The 25917-nt window shown below is 41.9% G+C and carries 21 protein-coding genes; 8 read left to right on the top strand and 13 right to left on the bottom strand.

The genetic code is table 11. The annotated features are described in order from the left end of the window. Positions 1-6: 6 nt before the first annotated feature. The 6 genes from QT327_RS20365 to QT327_RS20340 form a co-directional block, all read right to left on the bottom strand. Complete coding sequence (locus QT327_RS20365; protein ID WP_289553886.1) at positions 7-1071, bottom strand: nitroreductase family protein; 1065 nt, start codon at positions 1069-1071, stop codon at positions 7-9. Between the two features lie 13 nt (positions 1072-1084). After that, a complete protein-coding gene (locus tag QT327_RS20360) occupies positions 1085-2530 on the bottom strand; it encodes a lipopolysaccharide biosynthesis protein (RefSeq protein ID WP_289553885.1) in 1446 nt (481 codons plus the stop codon). A 30-nt stretch (positions 2531-2560) separates the two neighbouring features. Next, positions 2561-3661 carry a GDP-mannose 4,6-dehydratase gene (gene gmd, locus QT327_RS20355; protein WP_289553883.1) on the bottom strand — a complete coding sequence of 367 codons (1101 nt, stop codon included), beginning with the start codon at positions 3659-3661 and terminating at the stop codon, positions 2561-2563. A gap of 37 nt (positions 3662-3698) precedes the next feature. Continuing rightward, the gene (locus tag QT327_RS20350) at positions 3699-4190 is read right to left on the bottom strand and encodes a cupin domain-containing protein (RefSeq protein WP_289553881.1); all 492 of its coding nucleotides are present in this window, start codon (positions 4188-4190) and stop codon (positions 3699-3701) included. 401 nt (positions 4191-4591) lie between these two features. Then, positions 4592-4783 (bottom strand): hypothetical protein, encoded by a 192-nt coding sequence (locus tag QT327_RS20345; RefSeq protein WP_013665222.1) that lies wholly within the window; start codon positions 4781-4783, stop codon positions 4592-4594. Positions 4784-5529: 746 nt separating this feature from the next. Further along, positions 5530-6945 carry an undecaprenyl-phosphate glucose phosphotransferase gene (locus QT327_RS20340; protein WP_289553879.1) on the bottom strand — a complete coding sequence of 472 codons (1416 nt, stop codon included), beginning with the start codon at positions 6943-6945 and terminating at the stop codon, positions 5530-5532. Positions 6946-7332: 387 nt separating this feature from the next. On the opposite strand from QT327_RS20340, the gene QT327_RS20335 reads away from it, so the two are divergent. The 5 genes from QT327_RS20335 to QT327_RS20320 all read left to right on the top strand — a co-directional run bounded on the left by QT327_RS20335 (position 7333) and on the right by QT327_RS20320 (position 10119). Continuing rightward, complete coding sequence (locus tag QT327_RS20335) at positions 7333-8163, top strand: sensor histidine kinase (RefSeq protein ID WP_130856126.1); 831 nt, start codon at positions 7333-7335, stop codon at positions 8161-8163. Continuing rightward, positions 8164-8658 carry a response regulator gene (locus QT327_RS20330; protein ID WP_289553877.1) on the top strand — a complete coding sequence of 165 codons (495 nt, stop codon included), beginning with the start codon at positions 8164-8166 and terminating at the stop codon, positions 8656-8658. It abuts the gene before it with no gap. Next, a complete protein-coding gene (locus tag QT327_RS28325; RefSeq protein ID WP_354004789.1) occupies positions 8628-8858 on the top strand; it encodes a LytR/AlgR family response regulator transcription factor in 231 nt (76 codons plus the stop codon). The genes QT327_RS20330 and QT327_RS28325 overlap by 31 nt, the downstream gene beginning before the upstream one ends. 149 nt (positions 8859-9007) lie before the next feature. Beyond that, a complete protein-coding gene (locus tag QT327_RS20325) occupies positions 9008-9685 on the top strand; it encodes a CpsB/CapC family capsule biosynthesis tyrosine phosphatase (RefSeq protein ID WP_130856124.1) in 678 nt (225 codons plus the stop codon). Between the two features lie 260 nt (positions 9686-9945). Beyond that, a complete protein-coding gene (locus tag QT327_RS20320) occupies positions 9946-10119 on the top strand; it encodes a hypothetical protein (RefSeq protein WP_289553875.1) in 174 nt (57 codons plus the stop codon). A 78-nt stretch (positions 10120-10197) separates the two neighbouring features. Here the strand turns inward: QT327_RS20320 and QT327_RS20315 are convergent, their stop codons facing one another. The 6 genes from QT327_RS20315 to QT327_RS20290 form a co-directional block, all read right to left on the bottom strand. Beyond that, positions 10198-11661, bottom strand: coding sequence for a SusD/RagB family nutrient-binding outer membrane lipoprotein (locus QT327_RS20315; protein WP_289553874.1), 1464 nt, complete (start codon positions 11659-11661; stop codon positions 10198-10200). Positions 11662-11671: 10 nt separating this feature from the next. After that, a complete protein-coding gene (locus tag QT327_RS20310; protein ID WP_289553873.1) occupies positions 11672-14905 on the bottom strand; it encodes a SusC/RagA family TonB-linked outer membrane protein in 3234 nt (1077 codons plus the stop codon). A gap of 402 nt (positions 14906-15307) precedes the next feature. Then, on the bottom strand, positions 15308-15802 hold the full coding sequence (locus QT327_RS20305) for a RagB/SusD family nutrient uptake outer membrane protein (RefSeq protein WP_289553871.1): 495 nt from the start codon (positions 15800-15802) through the stop codon (positions 15308-15310). A gap of 14 nt (positions 15803-15816) precedes the next feature. After that, positions 15817-16767, bottom strand: a complete 951-nt coding sequence (locus QT327_RS20300; RefSeq protein WP_289553869.1) for a RagB/SusD family nutrient uptake outer membrane protein — start codon at positions 16765-16767, stop codon at positions 15817-15819. A gap of 10 nt (positions 16768-16777) precedes the next feature. Further along, on the bottom strand, positions 16778-20113 hold the full coding sequence (locus tag QT327_RS20295) for a SusC/RagA family TonB-linked outer membrane protein (protein WP_289553868.1): 3336 nt from the start codon (positions 20111-20113) through the stop codon (positions 16778-16780). 226 nt (positions 20114-20339) lie between these two features. Beyond that, the gene (locus QT327_RS20290) at positions 20340-21410 is read right to left on the bottom strand and encodes a FecR family protein (RefSeq protein ID WP_289553867.1); all 1071 of its coding nucleotides are present in this window, start codon (positions 21408-21410) and stop codon (positions 20340-20342) included. Between the two features lie 758 nt (positions 21411-22168). Between QT327_RS20290 and QT327_RS20285 the strand changes: the two genes are divergently transcribed. The 3 genes from QT327_RS20285 to QT327_RS20275 all read left to right on the top strand — a co-directional run bounded on the left by QT327_RS20285 (position 22169) and on the right by QT327_RS20275 (position 25229). Continuing rightward, positions 22169-23062 carry an AraC family transcriptional regulator gene (locus tag QT327_RS20285; protein WP_289553866.1) on the top strand — a complete coding sequence of 298 codons (894 nt, stop codon included), beginning with the start codon at positions 22169-22171 and terminating at the stop codon, positions 23060-23062. Between the two features lie 91 nt (positions 23063-23153). Further along, positions 23154-24497, top strand: a complete 1344-nt coding sequence (locus QT327_RS20280) for an amidohydrolase (RefSeq protein WP_289553865.1) — start codon at positions 23154-23156, stop codon at positions 24495-24497. Positions 24498-24560: 63 nt separating this feature from the next. Beyond that, on the top strand, positions 24561-25229 hold the full coding sequence (locus tag QT327_RS20275; protein WP_289553864.1) for an ankyrin repeat domain-containing protein: 669 nt from the start codon (positions 24561-24563) through the stop codon (positions 25227-25229). A gap of 26 nt (positions 25230-25255) precedes the next feature. On the opposite strand, the gene QT327_RS20270 is transcribed toward QT327_RS20275, so the two are convergent. Then, on the bottom strand, positions 25256-25855 hold the full coding sequence (locus QT327_RS20270) for an RNA polymerase sigma factor (protein ID WP_013665206.1): 600 nt from the start codon (positions 25853-25855) through the stop codon (positions 25256-25258). Positions 25856-25917 lie beyond the last annotated feature (62 nt).

The raw sequence follows: 25917 nt of genomic DNA, 5'->3' as shown, positions 1-25917 counted from the left end.
TGTCTATTAATTATATCTACGAATTTGGTCCAACGGTCTTTTTTCCGAAAAAGCCACCAAACCTTCCGGATCAGGGTAGCCGACTCCCATACACATCAACGCACGTTGATAAGGCTTCAACATTAAAAATTTATCCATTTTTTGTTCACGACTTTCAATATCCGGCCAGTTAATAGCGCAGCTGCTTAAACCCATAGTTTCTAGAGCCAACATAAAGGACATAGAAGCCAAAGAAGCATCAATATACATTACATGACGGTCTCTTTCATCAAAATAGGCATCCAGATTTCCCACCAAAACAATAAAGACAGGTATCGAATGACCGTACCCTTTGGTTCCCATAGGTAAATTAATCCCTTCCTTTACCAGCTGGGCCTCATCAAAAATGCGAAATTCAAATGGCTGCCTATTACAAGCACTCGGTGCTTGATTAGCCGCTAGAATCGCCTTATCGATCATTTCCCGTGGAACGGGTGTGTCTAAAAACCAACGAACGGATCGACGTTGACGGCACAATTGATAAAAATCCTCAAAGGAAATGTTACTCCGATGTTCTTCCAAACGGACATAGGGAACGGACTTTGCTTCCGCTTTTCCGTCTGGTATATTCGTAGGCGGCATACACTCTTGAAGAATGCGGTGATAGCGTTGCCCCAACTTATAGACGAAGGGGTCTTCTTCGCCTGCAGACTCGAAATAGGCGGACAAGACGTCCTTAAACCACTTCAATTGTAAATTTGTATCCGTCGTAGATTGCAATTTGCAAATTCCTTCAAAGCTATCAATCGTCTCTTCAATATAATCCTTTCCAAAAACGGCCCTGCGAGGACGCATCAATAAGCCCTTTTCAATCCGGTGCGTATTGCGTACTAATAAAAAGTAGTTTGCTTTGATTTCCTTCGCCTCCTTTACATGTTTCACTCTTCCAGCTAATACAGCTTGGCTTTCTCGGGCAAAAGATTTATCAAACAGCAGATAATAAAGAACAGATAATTTTTTTGATCGAGCACAATAGATCGGTATTGTCTCTTTGATCATTCGTTTAATAGGTGCTTTTAGGGCCTTCATCATAGCTATTCTTCTATTATTTCTTCATTAATTTGAGTTGATTGATTTGTAGACGAATCTCATTTCCCATGAGCAACCAAATAACCAACATATAAGTCAACATCAGTAAGGATGCCGATACAACAAAGGGCCAACCCAGTAGGGTAAATGTGGTTTTTGACACCAGATAAGCCAATAACGACGCAATCCACGGGTCTTTAATGGCTACTAAAAACTCTTTGGTGCTTACCTTAATTGCCAGTAGCTTATTAAAGGTATACTGGGCAATTAATACTGCTATCACTTTGTTCAATAGTATCGCCCAAGCAGCCCCAATAATTCCATAGTAATAGATGCCTGCTAACAGCATGGGTAAGAATATAACTGCCTTTACCAATTGAAGTTTCATTTCCAAGCCAGGCCTACCGACTCCTCTAATCAGCGCCGTATTGCTATTAACCATCATGTGGAACATCACCGCGATGGCTAAAATGCGAAGTGGCTCAATAGCCATTTCCCACTTGTCGCCAAAGAATACAAGAATTATAGGTTCAGCCAGCGCACAGAAAGCCGTCATAATAGGATAAATAATTAAGCTATTATAATTGATGACTTTCAAATAGTAGCTTTTTAGCGCCTTATGGTCTGTCTGCTTCTTGCCATAAAGCGGATACATTACATTGTTGATGACGGCCATAAGCCTGCTCCGAAATGTATCAGTAAGAATGAAGGCAAATGTATAAGCACCAAGCAGCTGTGCGCTTAATAACTTTCCTATTAACAGATAGTCCACATTGTTAATTAGATAATTAAGCACATTAGTCCCCGTCGTATAGATACCAAAACCGAAGATATCGTGAAAAGCTTGCTTATTCCAAATAAATCTGGGCTTCCATCCGGTTGCTTTAAAATAAAGCGGAATCGCTACAATAATTGAAGCTACCGAGTTAAAGGCCAACGACCACACACCCGCTCCGGAAAATGCAAGGCCGAGAGAAAGACATCCTGAAAGAATGTTCGATGTATTATCAATAAACGCAATTTTTTTGAAATCCATGCGCTTTGTTAATTGAGCCTTATTAACCAAATTGATCGGACTTGATAGTACCCCCAAACCGATTACAGGAATAAGTGACTTCAAGATAGGTTCACTATAAAACATAGCGGCTAATGGCGCTACAGCAAAGCAAATGATCAGATAAATGAATAATGACCATCCGAAACCCGTCCAAAATGCTGTGTGAAAGTGCTCATCGCTCAATGTCTCATCCTTTTTTTGGACAAGCGCAGCTCCTATGCCTAAGTCGTTCATCACCTGAACAAATCCCGTAAACACAGTTGCCATTCCTACGATACCGAATTGCTCCGGGAACAAGAGTTTCGCCAATACCAAACGAATGATAAAACCAAATCCTTGATTAACCACCATTTGTATGCCCGTCCAAAAAACACCTTTTGCTACGAGTTTTTTCGCATTATTCATTAAGCGTCTTTCATCTAATCACTTTATATACTAACCCGCCAAGTGCTCCCACTGCGTTTTATTGTCCTTTTTAAACACCTCGATATCCGAAGCCACCATTTCGCGGCACAAAGCAGATAAATCATATTCCGGCTCCCAGCCCAATTTTGTTTTCGACTTAGTCGGATCACCGATCAATAACTCAACCTCCGTCGGACGGAAATAAGCCGGATCTACAGATACTACCTCTTGCCCTATCTGTAAAGCATCATATTCCGGATTGCTTAGTGACTTGACAAATCCTTTTTCATTTACACCTTCACCTTTAAACTCTATTTCGGCGCCCACTTCCGCAAAAGCCATTTTTACGAAATCACGCACCGGTGTGGTAATTCCGGTTGCAATAACATAATCTTCCGCTTTTTCTTGTTGTAGGATAAGCCACATTGCTTTTACATAGTCCTTGGCATGGCCCCAATCGCGGCGCGCATCCAAATTGCCTAAGAACATCTTGTCCTGCAGGCCTAGAGAAATAGCCGCCACCGCTCGTGTGATTTTCCGCGTCACAAACGTCTCACCACGTAAGGGGCTCTCGTGGTTAAACAGGATTCCGTTGCAGGCGTACATATTGTATGCTTCACGATAATTCACCGTAATCCAATAAGCATATAACTTAGCTACGGCGTAAGGGCTCCGTGGATAAAAGGGTGTGGTTTCGCTTTGCGGTACTGCTTGCACTAAACCATATAGTTCAGAGGTCGAAGCTTGGTAAATGCGTGTTTTCTTTTCTAGACCAAGAATACGGATGGCCTCTAAAATACGCAAGGTACCGATACCATCGGCGTTAGCAGTATATTCCGGCGTATCAAAACTCACTTTTACATGGCTCATCGCCGCTAAATTGTAAATTTCATTGGGTTGCGTTTCCTGAATAATACGAATCAGGTTGGTGCTATCTGTCATGTCGCCATAATGCAACTTAAAGCGCACATTTTCGCTGTGTGGGTCTTGATAAAGATGGTCGATACGATCGGTATTGATCAATGACGAACGGCGTTTAACACCATGCACCATGTAGCCTTTCTCTAATAAAAGTTCTGCAAGATAGGCTCCATCTTGCCCATTTACACCAGTAATTAATGCTGTCTTCATATGTTACATTGTTTTTATATTATTTCACTCCTATGAGCTATAATTTCAATCGTATTACGTCTGCATCATCCGAAGGATACTGAACATCCACATGGTTCCAAAGTTGTGCGATAACAGCCCAGTCGTCTAATCCTACCAAGCGGTGTCGCTTTCCCGGTCTCAGCTCGATGATATCTTTTGACTGTTTAACCAATAGCCTTCTTTCTTCATCATCATCACTCGTAATCACGCCTACTTCGCCTACAATCACTTGCCACCATTCGGCCCTACGTTGATGATATTGCCAAGCAATAGCTTGCTTTGGTTCAATAACCAATACTTTGGGCTTGGAGGGATGAGCTGCCTTTTTCTCTTGAGACTGTATAACCTCTTGAAAAAACAGGTCGGCGAAGCGTTGTGCCTGGCTTTCGTCGATCATTAATGAACCGCCCCATGGCTGCGAATGATCAAGACCAACAATCCGAAAGCCCTGAGACGTTATTTTCCTTTTAACTTCCTCGAAAAAATCAGCTTTGTATGAGATGCGCATGATAGAAACGGGCTATATTTTTCAATTCTGTCCTTAATATGCGCCAACTTGCTCAAATGAGCACAGATTAAGCACAAGCTATAAATGAATATTTATCAAAAAACAAGATCGTTTGTTAAATAAAAGTTAAGCAAATGATCAACTGATTGATTTATTTCGAAAATACTACGCAAAATGACAGTAAACAAAAAGCCATAAGGCACTTGTGTACGAACTACACAATATTGTGTAAATATGTACAGAAGAAAAGGGGAAGGTTTATAGCCTGAACACGCTAAAAATAAAAAGCCTGCTTCCAATTTTTGATAACTAAATTGGAAACAAGCCTCAAATTTATGTCTATGGGTCTAGTAGACCCAGTCGCGTCCAAAGATTGGTATAAGTAAAAATCTAATCTATAATTATTTCGCAAATAAAGTCAGATAACCATCGTTGATTTCAAAATCATCATATACAGGCATGAAAGGAGATTGCCGCGACACTTCAATAATTATTTCTCGTTTCTTACTATTGCTTCCAGAGCGCCCTCTCTCGCTCAACGGAAGCCTCGGTCCTTGCCTCAATAAGGCCGGTGCATTACTTTTACTATTCATTTAACAATTTTACAATTAGGTACTTACAGTTGTTTTTTACGGCACAAATGTACATAATAATCTTTTTCATATATATACCTAGCACTAGATATTTTTGGATAAAACAATGCGTTTTAACATTTTTTAACGTACAGATGATATCAGGTGTAATTGGCGAATACCTTGATCCTAAAATAAAAAATCTTTATTTTCCAAAGGCAAATATGGATAAAACCATCACAATCAACGAAATATAATCATACAAATGTGTACCAATGGTTCAATTATGAGTATGAGGAATCATGTTCTGTGAGTTGTAAGTTTTAAGTCCTATGTTTTACGTAATAGGGAGTAGTTGAGTCGTTCAGTAGTTGAGTCGTTAAATAGTTAAGTCGTTCAGTAGTTAGTGTAATTGCTACTTGTAAGTGATGAATAGCAGCAGCAGTACAAGCCTTATAGCTTATTACTCATCATTCATAACTCATCACTCGCCACTCATCGCCTATAGCTTATTGCTTACAGCCTATCGCCTACTAACAAGCTCCCTTGTTCACTAGTTAGGGAGTAGTTGAGTCGTTCAGTAGTTGAGTCGTTAAATAGTTAAGTCGTTCAGTAGTTAGTGTAATTGCGCGTTGTAAGTGATGAATAACAGCAGTACAAGCCTTATAGCTTATTACTCATCATTCATCACTCATCACTCACCACTCATCGCCTATAGCTTATTGCTTAAAGCCTATCGCCTACTAACAAGCTCCCTTGTTCAATAATCAATAAGCTTGCTTATCGCCGATAATCATTCGCCAGAAGGTTAAGAAAATAATTTTCAAATCAAGCAAAAAAGTCCAGTGTTCGATATACCAGATATCATGTTCAATCCGCGCTTTTAATAGATTCGGATTTCCGGATTCTCCGCGTAGTCCGTTCACTTGAGCCCATCCCGTAATACCGGGTTTGGCCTGATGCCTTACCAGGTAGTTTTTTACAATATAGGTAGATTCGACATTCATCAGCGAAGCGTGCGGGCGAGGTCCTACCACCGACATTTCGCCCCAAAGTACATTTAGGAATTGTGGAAATTCATCTAAGCTCGTTTTACGAAGGAAACGCCCGATCGGCGTAATCCGGGGATCGTTCTTTTGCGCCTGTTGAAATTTACCGGCCTGATTGGTATCAGGCGCCTTCACATACATTGATCTGAATTTATAACAGAGAAAAGGTCGGTTGCGTTTACCCCAGCGTTCTTGTTTGTAAAACACGGGGCCTTCCGATCCCAATTTAATGAGAATGGCGATAAGAGGAAACAGCCAGGAGCATACAAAGACGAGCACAAACAAACTAAAGAAAATATCAAAGGCTCTTTTTGCCGCCCGATTATAAATATCTTCCAATGGCTCATTCCGTACGCTTAACAACGGAAAACCGCCAATCATGCTAAAAGTATACATCCCCGAGTTACTCATTTGAAAGACATCCGGAATAATGCGAAGTCTTACCGCGTGGGCACTTAAGGCAGAAGCGATTTCTTTCGTATTATAAGAGGTTTCCGGACCATCTGCAATAAACACCTCATCAATGTCATTGATATCCCCTAAGGGTTGCCCTCCCACCATCAACATACGCTCTCCAAAGCTTTGGGCTGGCTGGGAAAAAGTCAAGGCGCCCTGAATATGGCGCACCACTTCATAGCCGTAATACTTATTTTCTTTGATATACCTGCAAAATTGCTGACCATGCTCTCCTCCTCCGATCACGAGTGCACGACGGCGTAAGTAGCCATGGCGAAATACCATCAAATAGATCTTCTTAAGCAGAATCTTACTGAAAGGTATGAAGAAAGCAACCAGACAGCCATAGATCACAACAAAAGTTCGCGAATAGTCATTTTCCTTTACAGCAAAAATGAACAAAATCACCAACATCACCTGCCATAAAATCGTATTAGCTGTTTTAAACAGCTCACGCATCTGGTTTTCCTGGATCTTATCTTCATATAATCGATTGGAACGAGCGGTAAAGTACCACCCACAAAGCAAAAAAAGTAGAAATCCCGCATCATAAAGGCTCAGCTGATAAAAATACTCGTAGTTACTAAATCGAACAGCAAGTAAAAAGGAAAGGATAATAAAGAAAAAATCGGTAACTACGTGTGTAAAATGAAAGAGGTAACGGCTGCTTAAATCCATAAAAGGGAAATTACGAGAAAAATTTAACAAAAATGTTTATTCCTGTGAAATGCGCTCAACAAACATCATACCGGTAAATAAAATTCAAGAAAAGGCCATATTGCATACATATTTTTCATAAAATCGTGAAAAAAACCAACTTAAATGCACAAAAACATAGAGTTAACACAATTAATATAAATTTAATATCAGCAAGAAAAAGCGATTTTAAACGCAACAAGACATTTTTACATTTTTTAAAAAGAAATCGAGTGGAAAATTAAAAATATTGGCATGATTTTTAATATTTAATAGCGAATTTGCAAATAAGATACTCAGCAAACAGGCAATACGTTCTTTACCACTAAGAGAATTTTGCTTTTTTCACGTCTAAAAGAAAGAGATATTGTGATACCATTTTTAATCAGTGATATTCCTAAAAAGCCTATTCCCATGCGAATGAAGGGTATGTTTGCACTTTTGGACGCCGGCTTTTTCGGTATCCTTGGCATTGTTCTCACCGTTGTGAGTATCTTTTTTATTAGCCGGCACAAAAATAGACAACGTATTCACAGGCTAAAGCGAGAATATGCTGAGTTGGACGAACGTTATCAGGCTTTACGCAACAAAACAGAATCGCACGAGCTGTTCATAAACGAGACACATCATCGCGTCAAGAATAATCTACAGTTTGCGTCCTCTTTATTGAACATGCACATACGTACAAGTAAGCACCCCGAAGTAAAAAAAGCCCTTCACGATAGCGCCGTGCGACTTCAATCGATGCTTTTAGTGCACCAAAAGCTATACACTGACAATTTGCATGACACCATTGATTTAGCAAATTATACGAAAGATTTAGTCCATTACATCGTAAAGAGTTATAGCGGACAAGAACAAATACAAAAAAAAATCAATATCTGTGCGGCTAAAGTAAAAACTGATGTTATCATACCGTATGGTTTACTGATTACCGAACTGATTACCAATTCAATTAAATATGCGAGACAAGAAGATGAACACCTACAAGTAACCATCCAGGTTACGCCCACAGAAGCAGGGTACTATCGTTTGTATTACAGTGACAACGGCCCGGGCATTTCTTCGGGCATCAATTGGGAACAAACAGGTACCATGGGCCTACGCCTGCTAACCAACCTTACAAAACAACTACAGGGAACGATCCATTACGAATTTAACGAAGCCTCCATTTTTAAAATTAATTTCAGAAGTACATAGATGCAAAATTTACGAATTCTTATAGTTGAAGACGAGATGATCATTGCATTGGACATGCAGGAAATGCTCGAAGAAGTTGGTTACACCGTATGTGGTATAGCGGCTGATTACGAGGAAGCATTAAGCTTCGTAAAAGAAAAAACGCCGGATCTCGTGCTTTTAGACATTGGCATACGCAGTGCACGAAGCGGTATTGATGTGGCTCGCGTGTTACGCATTAAGGGTATACCGTTCATTTTTACGACCTCACACGCGGAACCCGCCACGATCGAAAACGCAAAAGATACACGGCCTTACGGTTACCTTATCAAACCTTTTACCAAGATTGACTTATATGCTGCCATCGAGATTGCCATGAGTCATTTTCAAAAAACAGACGAACCAAGCTTGTTTCTACCTATGGGTCGAAATAAACATCACGTATCGTTAAAGGACTTAGTTTTTATCAAGGCAATGGTAATTATGTGGAATTGCAGATTGGCACCAGACGAGTAGCCCTTCGAAAAAATTTAAAGGAATTCGAAGCTAAATTACCGGCAGGACACCCTTTTTTACGCGTACATAAGTCGTACCTCGTCAATCGTTCTCATATTCATTCTTTTAACCAATTGGAACTAAAGCTGAAAGATGGCACCGGTATACCGATAGGTCGGACTTACTTTGCGGATATCAAATCAAATTTATTGATTGTTTAGCATATTCCTAACAAACTGAACAAATATCCATCAGTTTACACACAGAAATACGTCATTTAGACACAAAACGAAAACACTTGCGAAACGAGTTGAGCAAATACGATTATATTTATACATTATATCACAAGTATTGTATAAATTATATAAGGATGTTTTCAATTTTACCAACTCAATCAGCAACGTATACAGGCAATAGGGTTGGAAGCATACTCGCTGCCGATATACATATTGATTTACTGAAACCAAGTTTCGGCTATTTCAATAGCACTGATGTAACCGAAGAACTGAAAAACGCTGGCTATGCTTGCATCTTCGGAGCTGTGAGTCAGGATGCTATAGATGCTAAAACGTTTAACAGCGCCTTGCCAATACATTCAATTAGGCTTTATCGTTTGGATACGGACGGAGCCCTTCTTCAACAAGAAAAATTAGAGACTTTTGGAAAAAATTATGTACTGCTAGAGGCACCGGCAGATATTTTAAGCCGCGATCTGGAAGATGTTGTCGCTTATCTCACCGGTAAAGGCCTGCAACCGGTACTGGCTAAGACAGAGCAATACGCCTGCTTGCAAGATAACTATCGGAATATAACACGCCTTCACTTGCAAGGATGCCTATATGAAAGTGATTTACTTTCCTTAGCTGGATCTAATGGGGTCGACGCAAAGCGTGTAGCACAGAAATTATTTAAAGAAGAACGTGTAAGTTTTGTAGGATCTGGGGCACGGAATACCGATGACCAACAAATGATCAATGAACTTTTTCACTCAAAGAAATTAATGAAACAGTTGCAGTCAGCCTGCATAAAAAACAAAGAAATTATTTAACCAAGAATACCTGAACAACGGCGGTGATCATGGCCCTATGATCATCGCTTTGAAAATTCACTACCTTCATATTGCCGATCAAAACCGGCACAACTTTTTATTTCCTAATTTGTAGGTATTTCATATTTCGAAATTATCCGCTACCTTTGATTCTAAAACCTATAGAGAGGGGTTCTTTCAATGATATAAAAGCTTTGTGATACCGAATCTTACCAATACAACAAGAATCCCTGCTGTGCGTTGTGTATAAATAAGTTAACATGATGTTATTTAACATTTTCATGCGTCATCATGGGGTCGTGACGCTGGTGATGGAAAACGTATTGGCTACCGAAGTCGATAGCCTCGTCAAATCACTGAATGCATTGAACAATGACGGCGAGGTATACTATAAAGTACCCGTCGATAATCGGCGTTCACAGGAAAGACAATAAAAGAGCTATAAAACAAAGGCGAGGCGCTAACATAGTGATTAGGGCCTCGCCTTTGTTTTGATACGATCAGTTATTTTTTTATCTATCCCACCAAACTTTCGTCATTATATTATCACCGCCAATCCGATTAGCCGCTTCCTGGTAATTCGTTGGATTTGATCTGCGAATTTCTGTTGGATACATGAAACGGGTTGGCATGACGCCATCATGTAGCATATACTCCGTTTTCGGAAGTTCCGGATAACCGGTTCGCCTATACTCAAACCACTGCTGATAATCATTATAAAATAGTGCAATATACTTTTGTTCCATCAACTGCTTCATCGTTCCATTGAATGCTACCATGGGATGACTTAGATAGCCTTGGGGCATAACACCATTTTTCCACTGGGTGATCCCTGCAGCAACACCTTTTTCGTAAGCTGCTTTTGCCGCATTTAAATCTCCCCGTTCCAAAGCTACTTCCGCTTTAATAAGCTCCACCTCGGCATAACTCATCATCACTTCAATAATCTCCGTCCCCAAAGTGGTATAAACCATGAGGTCGGCATTCGGCTGACTTGGATTGAAATTGAATTGTGAGGCGTCACCGGAATGGGCGGCGGTTACGCCTTTGCAACCGATATCGACGGGCTTACCCCCTTCTAAACGGCTGGCTCCTGTCATAAACAAGCCACGCCTCGGATCTTCTTGTGCGTTTAGTAAATCGACAAAGAAGGATGCCATAGCCTTAGCATTGGCATAATCCTGCCTTCTGCCCCAAGCATAATCGTAAGGGGAATTTCCTGTAATGGTTACAAAGGCAGCTTCAGCATTGCTCGTGAACACCGGATATTGATCCGGATTATCGATTATTGTTTGCAACCGTTCATAGCTATTCATTTCCGTTCTTTTAGACATGCGCAGCAATAAACGCATCAACAAGGAGTTATTAAAGCGCTGCCACTTCGTCTTATCGTTACTATAAAGCAGATCCTCTCCAAACATCTTGGAGTCATCTGTCGCATAAATGGTATTCGCCTCTTCTAATTGTGCAATAAGGTTTTCATAAATTTCCTGTTGTGTATCAAAGCGTGGTTGACTGATCCCTTCAGCTGCCTTCATTGCCTCAGAAAAAGGGACATCTCCGAAACTGTCGGTGAGGATCCCCATTATATAGGCCTTTAAGGTAGCCGCTACAGCTCTGTAGACAGGTAAATTGTAATTGTCGGCTGCAGTTTCCATCTCCCTAATATTGGCCATCCACTTATAACACGTATTCCAAGTTCCATTTCCTGAATTTTCATTCAAGTCATAACGGTGAATCCCATTAGAAACGCTTGGATGGGGAATGCATACCTGCATCATCTGCCAATCAAAGTTGTAGCTCTGCTCGGTAAAATAAGTGCTCATGTTGTAGATAACGGGGGTAAGCATACTACCTGGTGATACCACCTCCAACTTATTAGGATCGGTATTAATTTCTTCAAAGTCTTTTGTACAGGCGTTCATCCCTAAAAAGGATACAATAGCCAATGTTTTGATATACGGTTTTAGTTTCATCAGTCAACAATTAGAATTTTACATTTAGATTCATTCCCCATGTTCGCGGTGTAGGCATTTGTCCCATCTCGACGCCTGGAATAATCGTGGCTCCATTTAAAGCTGCCGTCTCCGGATCGAAAATCGGGAACATGGAAATCATCGCTAAGTCGCGACCAAAGACGGCAATACTTGCACCGCCCACTCGAAGTTTTTTACATAACTCCTTGGGTAAAGCGTATTCAATACGTGCTTCCCTTAATTTAACATAAGAGGCATCAAAGCTATTGGTTTCTACATTGGCTCTTCTATAATAATCAGCATACCAGGTATTAATGGCCACCGGGGTTGTATTAGGTGAATAACTGCCATCTGCGTTTTGCACCACACCATCGCCAACGACGGTACCGGTTTCCCGCCCCAATAAAGTATGACCTAACTTACCCTGTTCAGTCATTTTATGGTGACTTTGCGAATAGACAATCCCACCATATTGTCCATCAATCGATAGGCTCAAACGCCAGTTCCTGTAAGAGAACTCATTCTGGAAACCACCACGCCATAAAGGGTAAGCGTTACCGATTTTCTCTATATCAGTAGGTCGTAATGCCAAGCCCGTTTTTGCATCAAATACCACTTGCCCGGCCTCATTACGTACCAAACCGTAGCCATAAAGGTCTCCAATCGATCCTCCCTTCGTGGCATAGAAATATACCGTACCACTTTCGGCATAAAGCTGTTGGTCTACTCCCATATCTTCGCTCAAAGTCAAAATCTTGTTTACATTCTTTGCCCACGTAATGGTGGTATTCCAATTGAAATCTTTACTGACTATAGGTTTGCCGCTCAGTAAGATTTCAACACCTTGATTCTGGATTTTTCCTGCGTTAATGAAACGCTCTTGATAACCCGTTGTCACATCTAATGGAACTCGCAACACTTGATTTACCGTATTATTCGTATACAGGTTTACATCTGCATTGATGCGGTTATTAAACAGCATGAAATTCACACCTCCCTCCCACGAGGTTGAAATTTCAGGCTTAAGATCGTCATTGAACAAGATAGCAGGTGCACCGGCCGAACCAGGAAAAGGCGAAGTTTCAAAATAGCTGCGAGTACGATACGGATCGGTATCGGTGCCCACTTGAGCCCACGACAAACGTGCTTTGGCAAAAGAGATCAATTCAGGCAATTCGAATAGATCACTCAAAACATAACTTGAACTCACCGAAGGATAGAAATAGGAATTGTTGCCGTCGGGTAAGGTAGACGACCAATCGTTTCTTCCGGTTACATCTAAAAAGATTTTATCTTTCCAACCGATATTGATCAAACCATAAACACTATGGGTTTTACGTTCAACAGTTTGGTTTTCGGCCACAGCCTGTGTTAGGGCATTAGACAGTTTATAGATACCCGGAACCATCAAACCCCGTGCAACTCCATTACTGGTTCTGATTTGATTATGCATAAAGTTTGCCCCTACCGACCCTGTAAAAGAGAAGTCCTCGCTCAATTTATCACGATAGGTCAACAATCCGTCCGTATTGGTCTCTTTGAAAAACACGTCTTGTTGTTTATAATACCCTTGGGGGAAATTTGCCGTATTATAGGGCCGCCGTTGCTCGCGCTGATCCTGCCTCATATTTAAGCCGGAACGGAGCATCAATTCCCATTTACTGTTAAAGCTATAGATACCCTGCAAGTTCCCTTCCAAGTTGGTACTGCGCAGACTATTGGTCATCTCATAGGCAATTAAGAAAGGGTTCTCAATAAAGGAGCTAAAAGGGTGAATTTGTTCTATGTTTTCCATGCCGGGCTTCCAAATGGGGCGATACCAATCCAGATCAACATTCGGATTTTGGAAGATCATAAAATAGCCGATCGACTGATTGTTATAACCTGTACCCGGGAGGTTATCGCTGTTCTTATTAGTAAAAGACAACTTCGCGTTCAATTTCAATTTCTCGGTCAGTTGCGCGCTGGTATTCAAACTCGCCACTAAACGGTCGAAACCCGTGTTCGGCATAATCCACTTATTTTTGGTATGCGTAATGGAAGCTCTTGCCGAAAATCGATCGGTTGCTCCATCCAAGGCTACGCTATTAGTAAAGTTTGTTCCCGTGCGCCAAAAGCTTTTGATATTATCCTTGTAAGGTACCCATGGCACACGCGTGGCCGATTGTGCACCCGTTGCCGGATCGTATTGGAAATATGACTGACCGTCAAACTTAGGTCCAAACGCACTGGAGGTAGAACCCGTATTCGCCCCATCTTCCGATAAATCATACGAATAGTAAAGCTCACCTGCAGCGTTGCGGTTTTGCACGCCTTGCCCATATTCATACTGATAATCAGGCCAACGCAAAATATCGCTGATGCTGGTATTGGAATTGATTGTAATGCCAATACCGCCGTCGTGCTTAGCGCCCGATTTAGTCGTAATAATCAAGGCTCCATTACCGGCCCTGCTACCGTAGAGAGCGGTTGCCGCGGCTCCTTTTAAGACGGTGATCGACTCAATATCGTCCGGATTAATATCGCCTAAACCGTTTCCGAAATCGATTGGAATATCTTTATCCGCACCGCTTGCACCCGCACCATAAGCCTGATCAACTCCCGAGCTGATATTTCCATTGATCATGGGGATACCATCCACCACAATCAAGGCCTGATTTTTGGCCGGGTCGAGTGATAAATTGCCACGCAAATTAATCCGCGAGGTATTCAGCGGACCCGAGCTGGCCTGCGTAATATTTAAACCGGCTACTTTTCCTTTAAGGGCTTCCGACCAATTGTTTGGCATCGCTTCGGTTAAGTCTTTATTATCGAGCTTAGATACCGAATAGCCCAGCGCTTTTTCATCCCTTTTGATACCCAATGCCGTTACCACCACTTCGCTTAAGTCGGTACTTGCACTGCCAAGTGAAATCAATAAGCTTTGATTATCCTCCGTAAATCTGGTGGAATACGGCTGATAACCCATGTACTGAAAGCGTACTTCCGCTCCTCGTGGTACTTTTACCTGAAATTTTCCATTGACATCGGTCACCCCCACGGCCTTACCCTCAGCTATAATGGAAACGGAGGGAATCGTTTCGCCGGTTTCGGCCGACTTTACCAGGCCTGCAAGTGCAATTTCTTCCTGCGGTGCTTCTGTTAAGTGAATGTGGTTGTTTAGTTTTGCCAAACTTACCTGATTCGTAACACTGAGGCCTGCCACCAATAAGCTTGTAAAAAAATAGGGTTTAAAATGTTTCATACTACCTTTTCAATTTGGCGCAAGAATAGCCCTATTATGTTAAGTGTAGGTTAACTTACTATTATGCGTAAAAGTTACACGGACTCGTTACAATTGTCCGGTATACTCATTACAATTGTCTGGTATTTTATTACGTAGATAAATCTCAATTGTCCATTTTTTAGGACAAGGGTACTATACCTGCCGAGGATTTCATTTCTAATTCCGCGCTAATCTAACTGAAAAACGACGAAAACATTTGGCACAGGATTTGAAAATAATAAGATAGGTTTAGGTTGATTAAAAAAAGACGAACGTCCGGCATCCCCAAAAGCCGGACGTTCTCATTTCATAGCACCGACAAAGTGCCCCACTCTAGCAAGCGACTGCCCTAATGCATTTATAAATACATTTATAAATAACTTAATAATCCGGATTCTGTTCCAGTACGCCCTGACTTTTATCGATTTCCGTTTGCGGCAAAGGCCAATGATAAAAGCGCTCTTCAAATCGATACGTAAGGATACCATCCTTCACATTATTGAGCACCTCTTCTGCTATCCGCCAACGCTTCAGATCAAAATAGCGCAAGCCTTCAAAAGCCAACTCTAAACGGCGTTCCTTGCGAATAGCCGCTCGCATTGCTTCCTTGGTCAAACCCGCAGCTAGCGGATCCAACTTGGCACGTAAACGTATCGCATTTAAGGCCTCTAACACCTCCTGTGTAGGCCCTGAAAGCTCATTCTCCGCTTCTGCAAAAGAAAGCAATACCTCCGCGTAACGCAGCATAACCCAGTCTTGCTGACTTTGTGTCGAATAACCATAAGGTATCAGGCCCGGCGTCAGAAATTTCTTTAACCCGTAGCCGGTGGGCACATTATTGGAAGGCCGATGGACAACACCGTCAAAATTCACCACCTTATCAAAAATCGTCAGGTCTCGACGAATGTCACCTGGTTCAAATGCATTAAAAAGTTAGGTAAGGGGCTAACCACCGCCCAATCACCATACCATTGATCCATTGGCGTTGCATTATTGGGTGCTAGAAACTTGATGGAAAAAATAATTTCCGGATTACCCTCTTGTGTACCGTCCCTAAAGGTGCTCTCAAAGGAGGGAGTCAATGTATAACCGGCCGCCATGATTTCTTTTGCCAAGGTACTCGCCTCGCTTAACAAAGCGGGGTCAGGCGTTCCATTTTCATCATAGGCCGCATAAAGTAACACCCGTAGTTTTAACGCTTGTGCGGATGTTTTAACTATATGGCCATCTCCACTAGCGTAAAGAGTTGATCCTAAATTGGCAATGGCTACGTCCAAGTCAGCAAGTGTCTGCGCCAATACATCCGCTTCAGCAGCCTTTGGCTGAACTTGATTTTCCAAAGTGAGCGGCTCCGTTACCACAGGCACTGCACCATAACAGGCATAGAGCATATAGTAGTAGAAGCCACGCATAAAGCGAACCTCCCCCTCATAGCGCGAACGGGCAGCTGCATCCAATTCCGCCCCCTCGTAAGCACTTAATTTAGAAAGAAAGATATTGGCCCGAGCTATGCCACTATAACATGCATTGTAAATATCAACAATATATCCTCCCGAGGAAGGAAAAATTTCACCGCGCACAATGCCTTGGCTGCCGTTATAATTATGTTGACCGTAGCCATTATCCGTCAACACATCCCAATTAGGACTACCATAGGAAAAGATGCTATTTTGCAACTGCCCATAAATAGCGGTTAGTGCCATATCAAAATCGGCTTTCGATTTCCAGTACTGATCACCCGTTAAACGATCCAAGGGATCTTTATCAAGAAAATCTTTACTACAACCACCCATGCTTAACAGAAAAAGGGTGGTACACATCCATAATATATACTTTTTCATCGTGTTCAACTTAAAATTGCACATTTAGACCAAACGAATAGATTTTGTTTTGAGGATAGCCTACGAAAACACCATTTCCGCCCCGCTCCGGATCCAAACCCGGATAATCCGTAAGGGTAAACAAGTTGTCGCCCGAGAAAAACAGACGCAGCTTTCTCAAACCTATCCGCTCTACTAAATTAGCCGGGAAGGTATAACCGATCGTGATATTCTTTAACCGTAAATAAGAAGCATTCTGTAAATAATAGCTAGACGTCCGCCGCACTTTTGCCGGTGCATCAAAACCCCAATATATTCGCGGCATCGTTGTCGACGGGTTCTCCGGTGTCCACCGATTGCGCCAATCGGTTGTGGGTGGCGATCCCTGAATAAAAGGTACCGTGCCCCAATCGGCGACATAAATTTTTCTCCCTTCTACCCCTTGGAACATAAAGGAAAGATCGAAGTTCTTCCAGCTAGCGTTGCCCGTAAAGGCATATTCAAACGATGGATATTGACCCCCGAGATAAGTCCGGTCATCATCATCGATGATACCGTCACCATTTTGATCCTTAAAGATCAAATCACCTGGCTGTGTATCGTCATTATATTGACGGGGAGATGCCTGTATTTGTTCTTCGCTTTGAAAAATGCCGATCCACTCCAACATATAAAAAGTATCCCAAGGACGACCTTCCTCCTTAATCGTATTACTGCCAATTTCGCGCTGCCCGAACTTCACCAACTTATTTCGGAAACGATCAATGTTCCCACCAAAACTATATGATAAGCCCTCTAAAGCGCCTGATTGTACGCGTCTACTATAACGCAGCGCAAGCTCAATACCCTCATTCTCCATGGTACCACTATTGATATTTGGCGCTGTAAGCCCCACTACGCCGGTTAATTGGGATGGCCGAAGAATATCGGAAGTTGTTTTCCGATACCAGTCTAGGGTAAGATCCAAACCGTTTAAAACAGCCAAGTCCAAACCAATATCGGCAATTTTGGTCGTCTCCCAAGTAAGTAGCTGGTTCGCCAATGCCGTCTGCGCCGCACCGGTGCTTAAATTGGCATTATCAAATGGATAATTGCCGGTATAATTTAAAATATCCTGGTAAGGATATGGGTATGTTTCCTGATAAGCATATTGATAAGGTGAGCTACTCCGGATATCAATATTGATATTCTGATTTCCCAATTCCCCATAGGAGCCACGGATTTTCAGGTTATTCAACCAGCTCAAATCTGCTTGCTTCACAAAAGATTCTTCGGAAACCCGCCATGCTCCGGACACAGAGGGGAAAGCCCCCCAGCGATGGTCGTTGTGCAATCGGGAGGTTCCATCATAACGCATGTTTACTTCCAATAAATAGCGTTCCTTATAATTATAGGTAAGCCGACCGAAGAATGAACGCATCGCCCACTCGTAGGTAGAACCGCTTGAGTTCTGCACTGCTAACCCCCCGGCATCCAACTCCTTCAAGTCCGTACTGAAAAAGTCGCGGCGATAGCCATATAAGTATTCATGCTTATTCGCTTCTTGGCTGAAGCCAAGCTGCGCAGACAATTGATGACTGCCTGCAAAAACATCGTCATACTTTAAATAAGTAAATAAGTTGGTATATCGATTTTCGCTGTTGTTAACCCCAAGTCCCTTGCCACCTACATCTAAATCTGTCGCGAAATCACCTGTTTGGTAATTATACAGCGGCACTACCGGACGCCAGTCTTTCGATTTGTCAAAGTCCGCAACGATAGCCGCTTTAGAATACCAGTTCAATTTTTTACTTAACTGCACATCCAACCAGCCTTGCAAATTAACCGAGTAGTCACGATTCTTCCAGAATACCTCGTTCTCCACAATGGCCAACATATTTTTATTGTTATATTCAAAATCATAGGCTTTAAATGCATAACGTCCATCCGGAAGCTTTGGCAAATACGTAGGAGCCTGTGATATGGTAGCAATAAAAGCATCTTGTGCTCCTTGACGAGGGCGGGAAACATCGCCTTGTTTTACACTTATATTAGCCCCTATTTTAATATGGTCGTTGATAGAAGAACCAATATTAAAACGGGCATTGTACCTTTTGTATTCAAAACCCTTCATCACGCCGGGTTGATCAATATAACCCAATGATAAATTGTAGTGCGTACCACCGGTACCACCGCTGATTCCAAGATTATGTGTTTGTACAAAAGCAGGATTGAACATAATATCCAACCAATCAGCATTTGGATACTGCACCCTATCGGTTGCATTCCGATATAAATCGATCGTTTCCTGAGGATATAAGCCAGCGGTATTGCCATTATTCAATCTTGCCTCATTCCAAAGTTCCATATATTCGGCCGAGTTGGTAATGAGATCGAACAATCTTGTAGGGGTGTGCACGGCACCATTAAAGGTATAGTCGACCACAAAACCGCCGGACTGACCTGCTTTGGTGGTCACTAAAATAACCCCGTTTGCTGCTCTAGATCCATAGATCGATGCCGAGGCAGCATCTTTCAATACCGACACGTTCTCGATATCATTAGGGTTAACGTCGTTTAAACTTCCTTCTACCCCATCAATCAACACCAATGGGTTAGAACCCGCGCCACTGAAAGTACCCTGCCCACGAATTCGGACAGACAGCCCCTCGTTTCCGGGTTCACCCGAATTCTGTACAACACGTAGACCCGGCACCTGTCCTTGCAACATGGATGCGGCATTAGTTACCGGTCGCTTCACCAACTCTTCTCCACTCACGGTCGCTACGGCACCTGTTAAGTTCGCTTTCTTTTGGGTACCATATCCCACTACAACTACTTCATCAAGGTTAGCAGGATCCTCTATCATGACCACTTCCAAAAAGCTACGATTATTCAGCGATACTTCCTGCTCTTGGTAGCCGATATAACGAAACACCAGCGTCGCATTGCTCGGTACCGAGATGGAAAAAGTGCCGGTTTCATTCGTTGAAGTACCCTTACCCGCAGCGTTTTTCAGCAACACTGAAACGCCTCCCAAGGGCAATCCCGCCTTATCCCGTACGATTCCTTTTATGGCAAGCTGCTTTTGTCCACGTGCACGCTTTAATACCACATTATTGCCTGACGCCTCATAGCTAATACGTAAAGGGTCCAACAATTCGTCCAATAATCCGCCCAAGGGCCGATCCTTAGCAATAATCGTTACAGTCTGATCGACATTAATGAGTGCCGGACTATAAATGAAGTGAATGTTGAAAGCCTGTTCAATGTCTTTTAACAAAACTTGTAAAGAGGCCTCTTTTTTTGAAAATGTAATGCGCTCATTGAGTATTCCCTGCCCATGGGTATTAGCCGCCCAAGTGCTCCCCAGAAGGAATACTGCCATTAATAATTGTAATGTGCCTGTCCTCATGACAACAATAAATGTTGATTTTTTTCCATACATTTGGTTGTTAGGTTTATTGAAAATTTAACAAATAGCCCCCAAACCACTTTGACGAGCGGTAATAAATTGATGGGCTGAAACTTACCCGCTAATGATGTTCCAGCAGCTTTAGCGGGTTTTTAGCATGCTTGGTTACGTTCTCCTGTTTATTCTGTTCATATCGGTTTTATTGTTGGTTTTTTAAAGTAAATATGACCATACCGTCTTCCAATTGATACCGCGCTTCAACAGCTTTGGCAATTAAGTCGAGCTTCTCCTGCAAAGAAACCTTTCCTAAAAAAGCCGTAATCGTTCGATTCGTCAAAACTTGGCTTTCAATCCGCACAGGCACACCATAATATTCCTGTATGATTTTAGCCACCCTATCCATTGATATATTTTGAAAATCAAAGGCTTTTTCAAAATCATCCTGCATGTGTAAAGCTTCTCGTGAAGGTATAGCAACGAGTGAATGATCCCCTTGCGTTCGCGTTTCTTCGCCCGCTTTTAATAGCAATCCATCGGATTCATCGGGTCTCGATTTAGCCCGGTGTATTCGTTCCTTGACACGGACAGAGCCGCTCGTTACTACCACATGATGGTCTGCTACGCCTGGTTTAGCATCTATGAAAAAACTCGTTCCCAAAACCACTGTGCTCAATTGATCCGTATTAACGACAAAAGGTTGCTGTTCATTTTTAGTAATATCAAAGAATGCCTCTCCCGTTAGGTACACCGCTCTTTTAACAGCAAAGGAGTCTACCTGATAGCTTAGTTGCGACTTTGGTTGCAAGATAACGGTAGACTGATCCGGAAGTTGAACCAGTAAGGCCATATCTGCCGAATTCTTCACTCGCTTTACGCCTCCATCTTTTGCAATAACCACTTCCAATTTGGTCGAACGGGTAACTAATCCCTTCCACAATATAAGTCCGGACACAAGGACGATCAGTGCCGCAGCACTCCATTTATAGAGCTTTCCTTGCAGGGCGCCTATTTTTTTCGTTGTAACATTGTCGGCATCAAAGGCTTTATCTAGAATATTTTTTTGTAAGTCGTCCGTTCCCCCGTTTATTGGCTTTATCTGCATATGCAACAACATCTGTCGCGCTTCTTCTGCAAAGGGAACAAGTGCCGGAAAAAGAACAAAAACTTCTTGCCAGTGCCGGTCGCTATCCGGCCGCGGAAACCTCACCCAGTCAGCAAAATTGTCATCAGTTAAAAAATCGACCGTTTTATAATGTCTATAATGTTGCATGTGGCGTTCAAGCTCTGTCTCTAAAACTATATAGACATCAAAAAGTAAAATCTACTCATGCTTTTGCTTTTTTTTGAATAAAAATAGTTTTGGGATGTTAATTATTAGGTATTGGTTATTAGTTGTTAGTTATTGGTTGTTAGTTGTTGGTTATTGGTTGTTAGTTGTTAGTTATTAGGAATTAGCTTTCGGTCAGCGATGGGTCGTACATAGCCTATGCCGGTTATAAGTGCTAAGTTATACGTAATTAAGTAAGGGCCTGTGCTATTGTAACTACTCGTTCCACTGTAATAATACATTATTAAAGCTGATAGCTGAAAGCTGACTGCTGATAGCTTTTTAGTTATAAGTGCTAAGTTATACGTTTTAAGCAGGAGCTTGTACTAGTGCTTGTGCAACTGTAATGACTTGTCCTGCTACCCATGTCCTGCTACCAGTGTCCGTTTAAGGCTTAAGAGTGCTAAGTTATACGTAATTAAGTAAGGGCCTATGCTATTGTAACTACTCGTGCCACTGTAATAATATATTATTAAAGCTGATGGCTGAAAGCTGACTGCTGATAGCTTTTTAGTTATAAGTGCTAAGTTATACGTTTTAAGCAGGAGCTTGTACTAGTGCAACTGTCTGTACACACAGGGCAATTATTATTGACAAGTGTTTACATTTACAGGTGTCAATGAGCTTCGCTGCCGCTTCGGTTATTTACTCGAGCTCTCATCAACCAAAAGAAAATAATAGGATGAAATTAAAAAACATTCATGATTCACTATATTTACCTTATGCCCACATATAAAGAGGATCATACAATACCCATTATCGGAATCCATGGGTTTCGAAAAGGACAGATTGCCGGTCGTGAGGAAATCATATTCAATGAACTTCATGGTAAACGGCTAATCGAGAAGCCTCATAAACACGACTTTTTTATTATCATCCTCTTTGATCAAGCACAGGGAACACACAATATTGATTCGATAGATTATCAAATCGGCAACCATCAAATACACGTTTTATTTCCGGGCCAGATGCATAAATGGGATATAGAAACAGGAACCACCGGATATCAACTGATGATCGAACGTTCATTTTTCGAGCAATTTGCTCCCTATTTCAGGTTTTCCTTTACCAACTACCAAAATCACCCTGTTATTCAATTGACTGATGAGGCCTTCCAATTGTTATTATATGAGTTTGATGCTATCAAGCATGAATTAAAGAATGATCGTTCACTCGTACATCTGATCAGCGCTCGCGCTGCAGTCATTGCCGCAATTGTTAGTAAAGAAGCAGAAGGCACGTTCACCGAGTTCAAGGTTTATCAATCCAATCCCCGGCTAGCTAAATTCAACACCTTAATAGATGAATTTTTCAAGGAGCAGAAGCTAGTGACTTTCTATGCGGAACAGCTACATATTTCACCCAATTATCTGAATATCCTTTGTAAAAAAAATCTAAAAGTTTCAGCAACACAGCTCATACAGCAACGAGTATGTATCGAAGCAAAAAGAATGCTACAAAGCACAAGCCTTTCCATTAAAGAAATTGCTTTCGAACTGGGTTTCGTAGATCACGCTTATTTCTCCAACTTTTTTAAAACCCAAACAGGAATAACACCTTCGGCTTTTCGCGAAATAGATAAATCCCACAAGTAATAGCAGAAATCCTTCACACCTTATAAAAAGTAGGCATCGTACCTTTGTCATTAGGTATCGTATAATTTGAACGTGAACAAACAATAAAAAGATGAATCATTCAATGCTATCACGTAAAGAATTCCTTAAAAACGCAACCATAGGATTTGCAGGCTTATCACTCACGCCAGGTGTGGTCAATGCACAGGTTAGCCAAGGAGCAGCGGAGAGAAAAGAGGGAAAATTAATGGAGGGCGGTAATTACACGCTGAAGAATGTTCGCTTAGAAACTGGTTTCGAGTACGAAGACGGCGAAGTGGTTGCCACCAAAACAGCGCTTTTTTCCATTGAAGTAGCAAATAGAAAAATCAGAAAAATTAGTCCTAATCAGTCCACTGCGGAGGCAATTGACGCCAAAGGCCTACTTATGCTCCCTTCCTTTAGGGACATGCACATTCATCTTGATAAAACTTTCTACGGAGAAAACTGGCAGGCAGTAAGAAAAAGGACCGGTGGCGTAAAAGGAATGATTGCCCTTGAGCAGAAAATATTGCCCGATATGTTGAAAAATTCGACTTACAAGGCAGAAAAACTTATTGAACTTCTTCAATCGAAGGGAACGTCCTTTGCAAGAAGCCATGTCAATATCGAACCAACGTCGAAGCTAGATTCCTTAAAGCATCTTCAAAACGCATTAGAAAACAAAAAAAATGGTTTCGGAGCCGAGCTGGTCGCATTTCCCCAACACGGCGTTTTTTATACCGATACCGTTCCCTACTTGAAAGAAGCAGCTAAAACCGATATAGATTTTATTGGCGGACTGGATCCTTATTCAATCGATGGCGCAATCGAAAAGACAATAGATTTTACCGTACAACTTGCGCTCGACCACAACAAAGGCATCGATATACACCTACACGAATCCGGAGAATCTGGATTGAGAACAGTAGAATACCTCATCGATAAGGTAATCGAAAATCCGAGGCTAAAAGAAAAAACTTACCTGAGTCATTGTTTCGTTCTTGGGAAGCTAGATGCTAGCAAACAGGAAGAAATCGCTGAAAGGCTTGGTGCCGCTGGAATAGGCATTGTTTCTACGATACCTTTCGGAGGACTGATCATGCCGATTCCCATCTTACTAAAGCACAAGGTGAAAATCATGACCGGGAATGATAGCATTATCGATCACTGGAACACTTTCGGAACGGGAAGCGTACTGCAAAAAGCGAATCTTGCTGCACAATTGTACGGATACACCACCGAATTTGACTTATCGAGAATTTTAAAGCTGGCAACCGCCGGTCCGCTTCCCTTGAGCGATCAAGGGGTACAACAATGGCCAAAAGTGGGTGATGATGCTAATATAGTTTTCATCGAGGCCAGCTGTTCTGCTGAAGCTGTTTCGCGGGTTTCACCTGTTAAATCACTCATTTATCAAGGCAATATTGTCTTTTAAATTGAAAATTTCCAGACTTGACAAAAGTGCTGAGGAGACTGATCATTCAAAACTAATTGAATTATGAAAACAATATTTTTTGTAATGATGCTCATAACGACTATTACCTCATGTAATTTAACGATGCCGGAAAGTACAAAAAAGATCTTGAACAATCAGGAAATTCTAAACCTAGTAGAAAAAAACGATATACAAGACGTTTCTAAAGCATTGCAAAACGGAGCGGATGTAAACACAAGAGATAAGAGCAAACGATCACTGCTCTTGATCGCGACAATCAACCATCAAACCGACCTGGCTAAACTGCTGGTAACGCATGGAGCGGACGTCAATCTACAAGCAGATAACCAAGACAGCCCTTTTCTTTATGCCGGTGCCAGTGGACAAACCGAGCTGGTACAGTTATTTCTGAATCACGGAGCGCGTTTCGATATTTTCAACCGTTATCACGGAACGGCACTTATTCCCGCTTGTGAACGCGGGCATATCGAAACCGTTCAACTATTAGCTAACACCAAAGGATTCCCGATAGATCATGTCAATCGCTTGGGATGGACCGCCCTGATGGAAGCCGTACTGCTAGGTGACGGAAGCGAAAAATACCAACGGATCGTACAGATCCTGAAAGACGCAGGTGCCAAGCTAGATATTCCCGATCATCAGGGTGTAACACCGAGTCAGCATGCACAAACCAAAGGATTTAAAGAAATTGTCAAGATCTTGCAACCTTAGTTATTTGTCAATACAGGCTTGTTCCTTTAGCTAAAAAACAACAATACGAAAAAGAAACACCAGTAAGCAATCAGTGTTTCATAGTCCACTTTTTTCTTGAGCGCAACCAGTGCGCCACGCAAAAGATTGTAAACCGATTGATGATTTAGATTCATCATTTCAGCAATTTTTTGTTGTCGGAGGCCTTCATAAAACCGTAAATAAAGAATTTCCCGCTGACGAGGTGAAAGCTGATCGATATAGGACTTCAAACGCTTTCGAACAGCGGGGGGCGTCGCAGTCTGTTCATCCAGTTCGATAAAGAAGTCGGGAAATTGATACTCAGACTCCTGAAGCTGCTCTTTCATTTGCCACTTCGGAAGTTCACGGCCTATTTTATTTCGAACAGCCTTCATCAGGTAAAATTTCAAAGAAACCGGCTGCTGCAAGTATTGCCTTCGCCTCCATATAAAAAGAAACACCTCTTGTACGCAGTCCTTTACTAATTCCTCATCTGTGCACAAGCGCATGCCATAATCGTAAAGAGTGTCTGTATAACGCCTCACTAGGGCAGTGAAAGCCCCTTGTTGCCCATCAACCAGTCCATCCCACATAGACCGATCATCCCATGCCGATTGCTCTCTCATAATTGGTTATTTGATTCCGATTCGTTAGTTTTCCATCGAAGATGTTACAAAACTAATTATAC

This window comes from Olivibacter sp. 47, assembly GCF_030372825.1.
GTDB lineage: Bacteria > Bacteroidota > Bacteroidia > Sphingobacteriales > Sphingobacteriaceae > Olivibacter > Olivibacter oleidegradans.
Note: the sequence above shows the minus strand (reverse complement) of the source record. Positions and strands in the feature narration are given on the sequence as shown.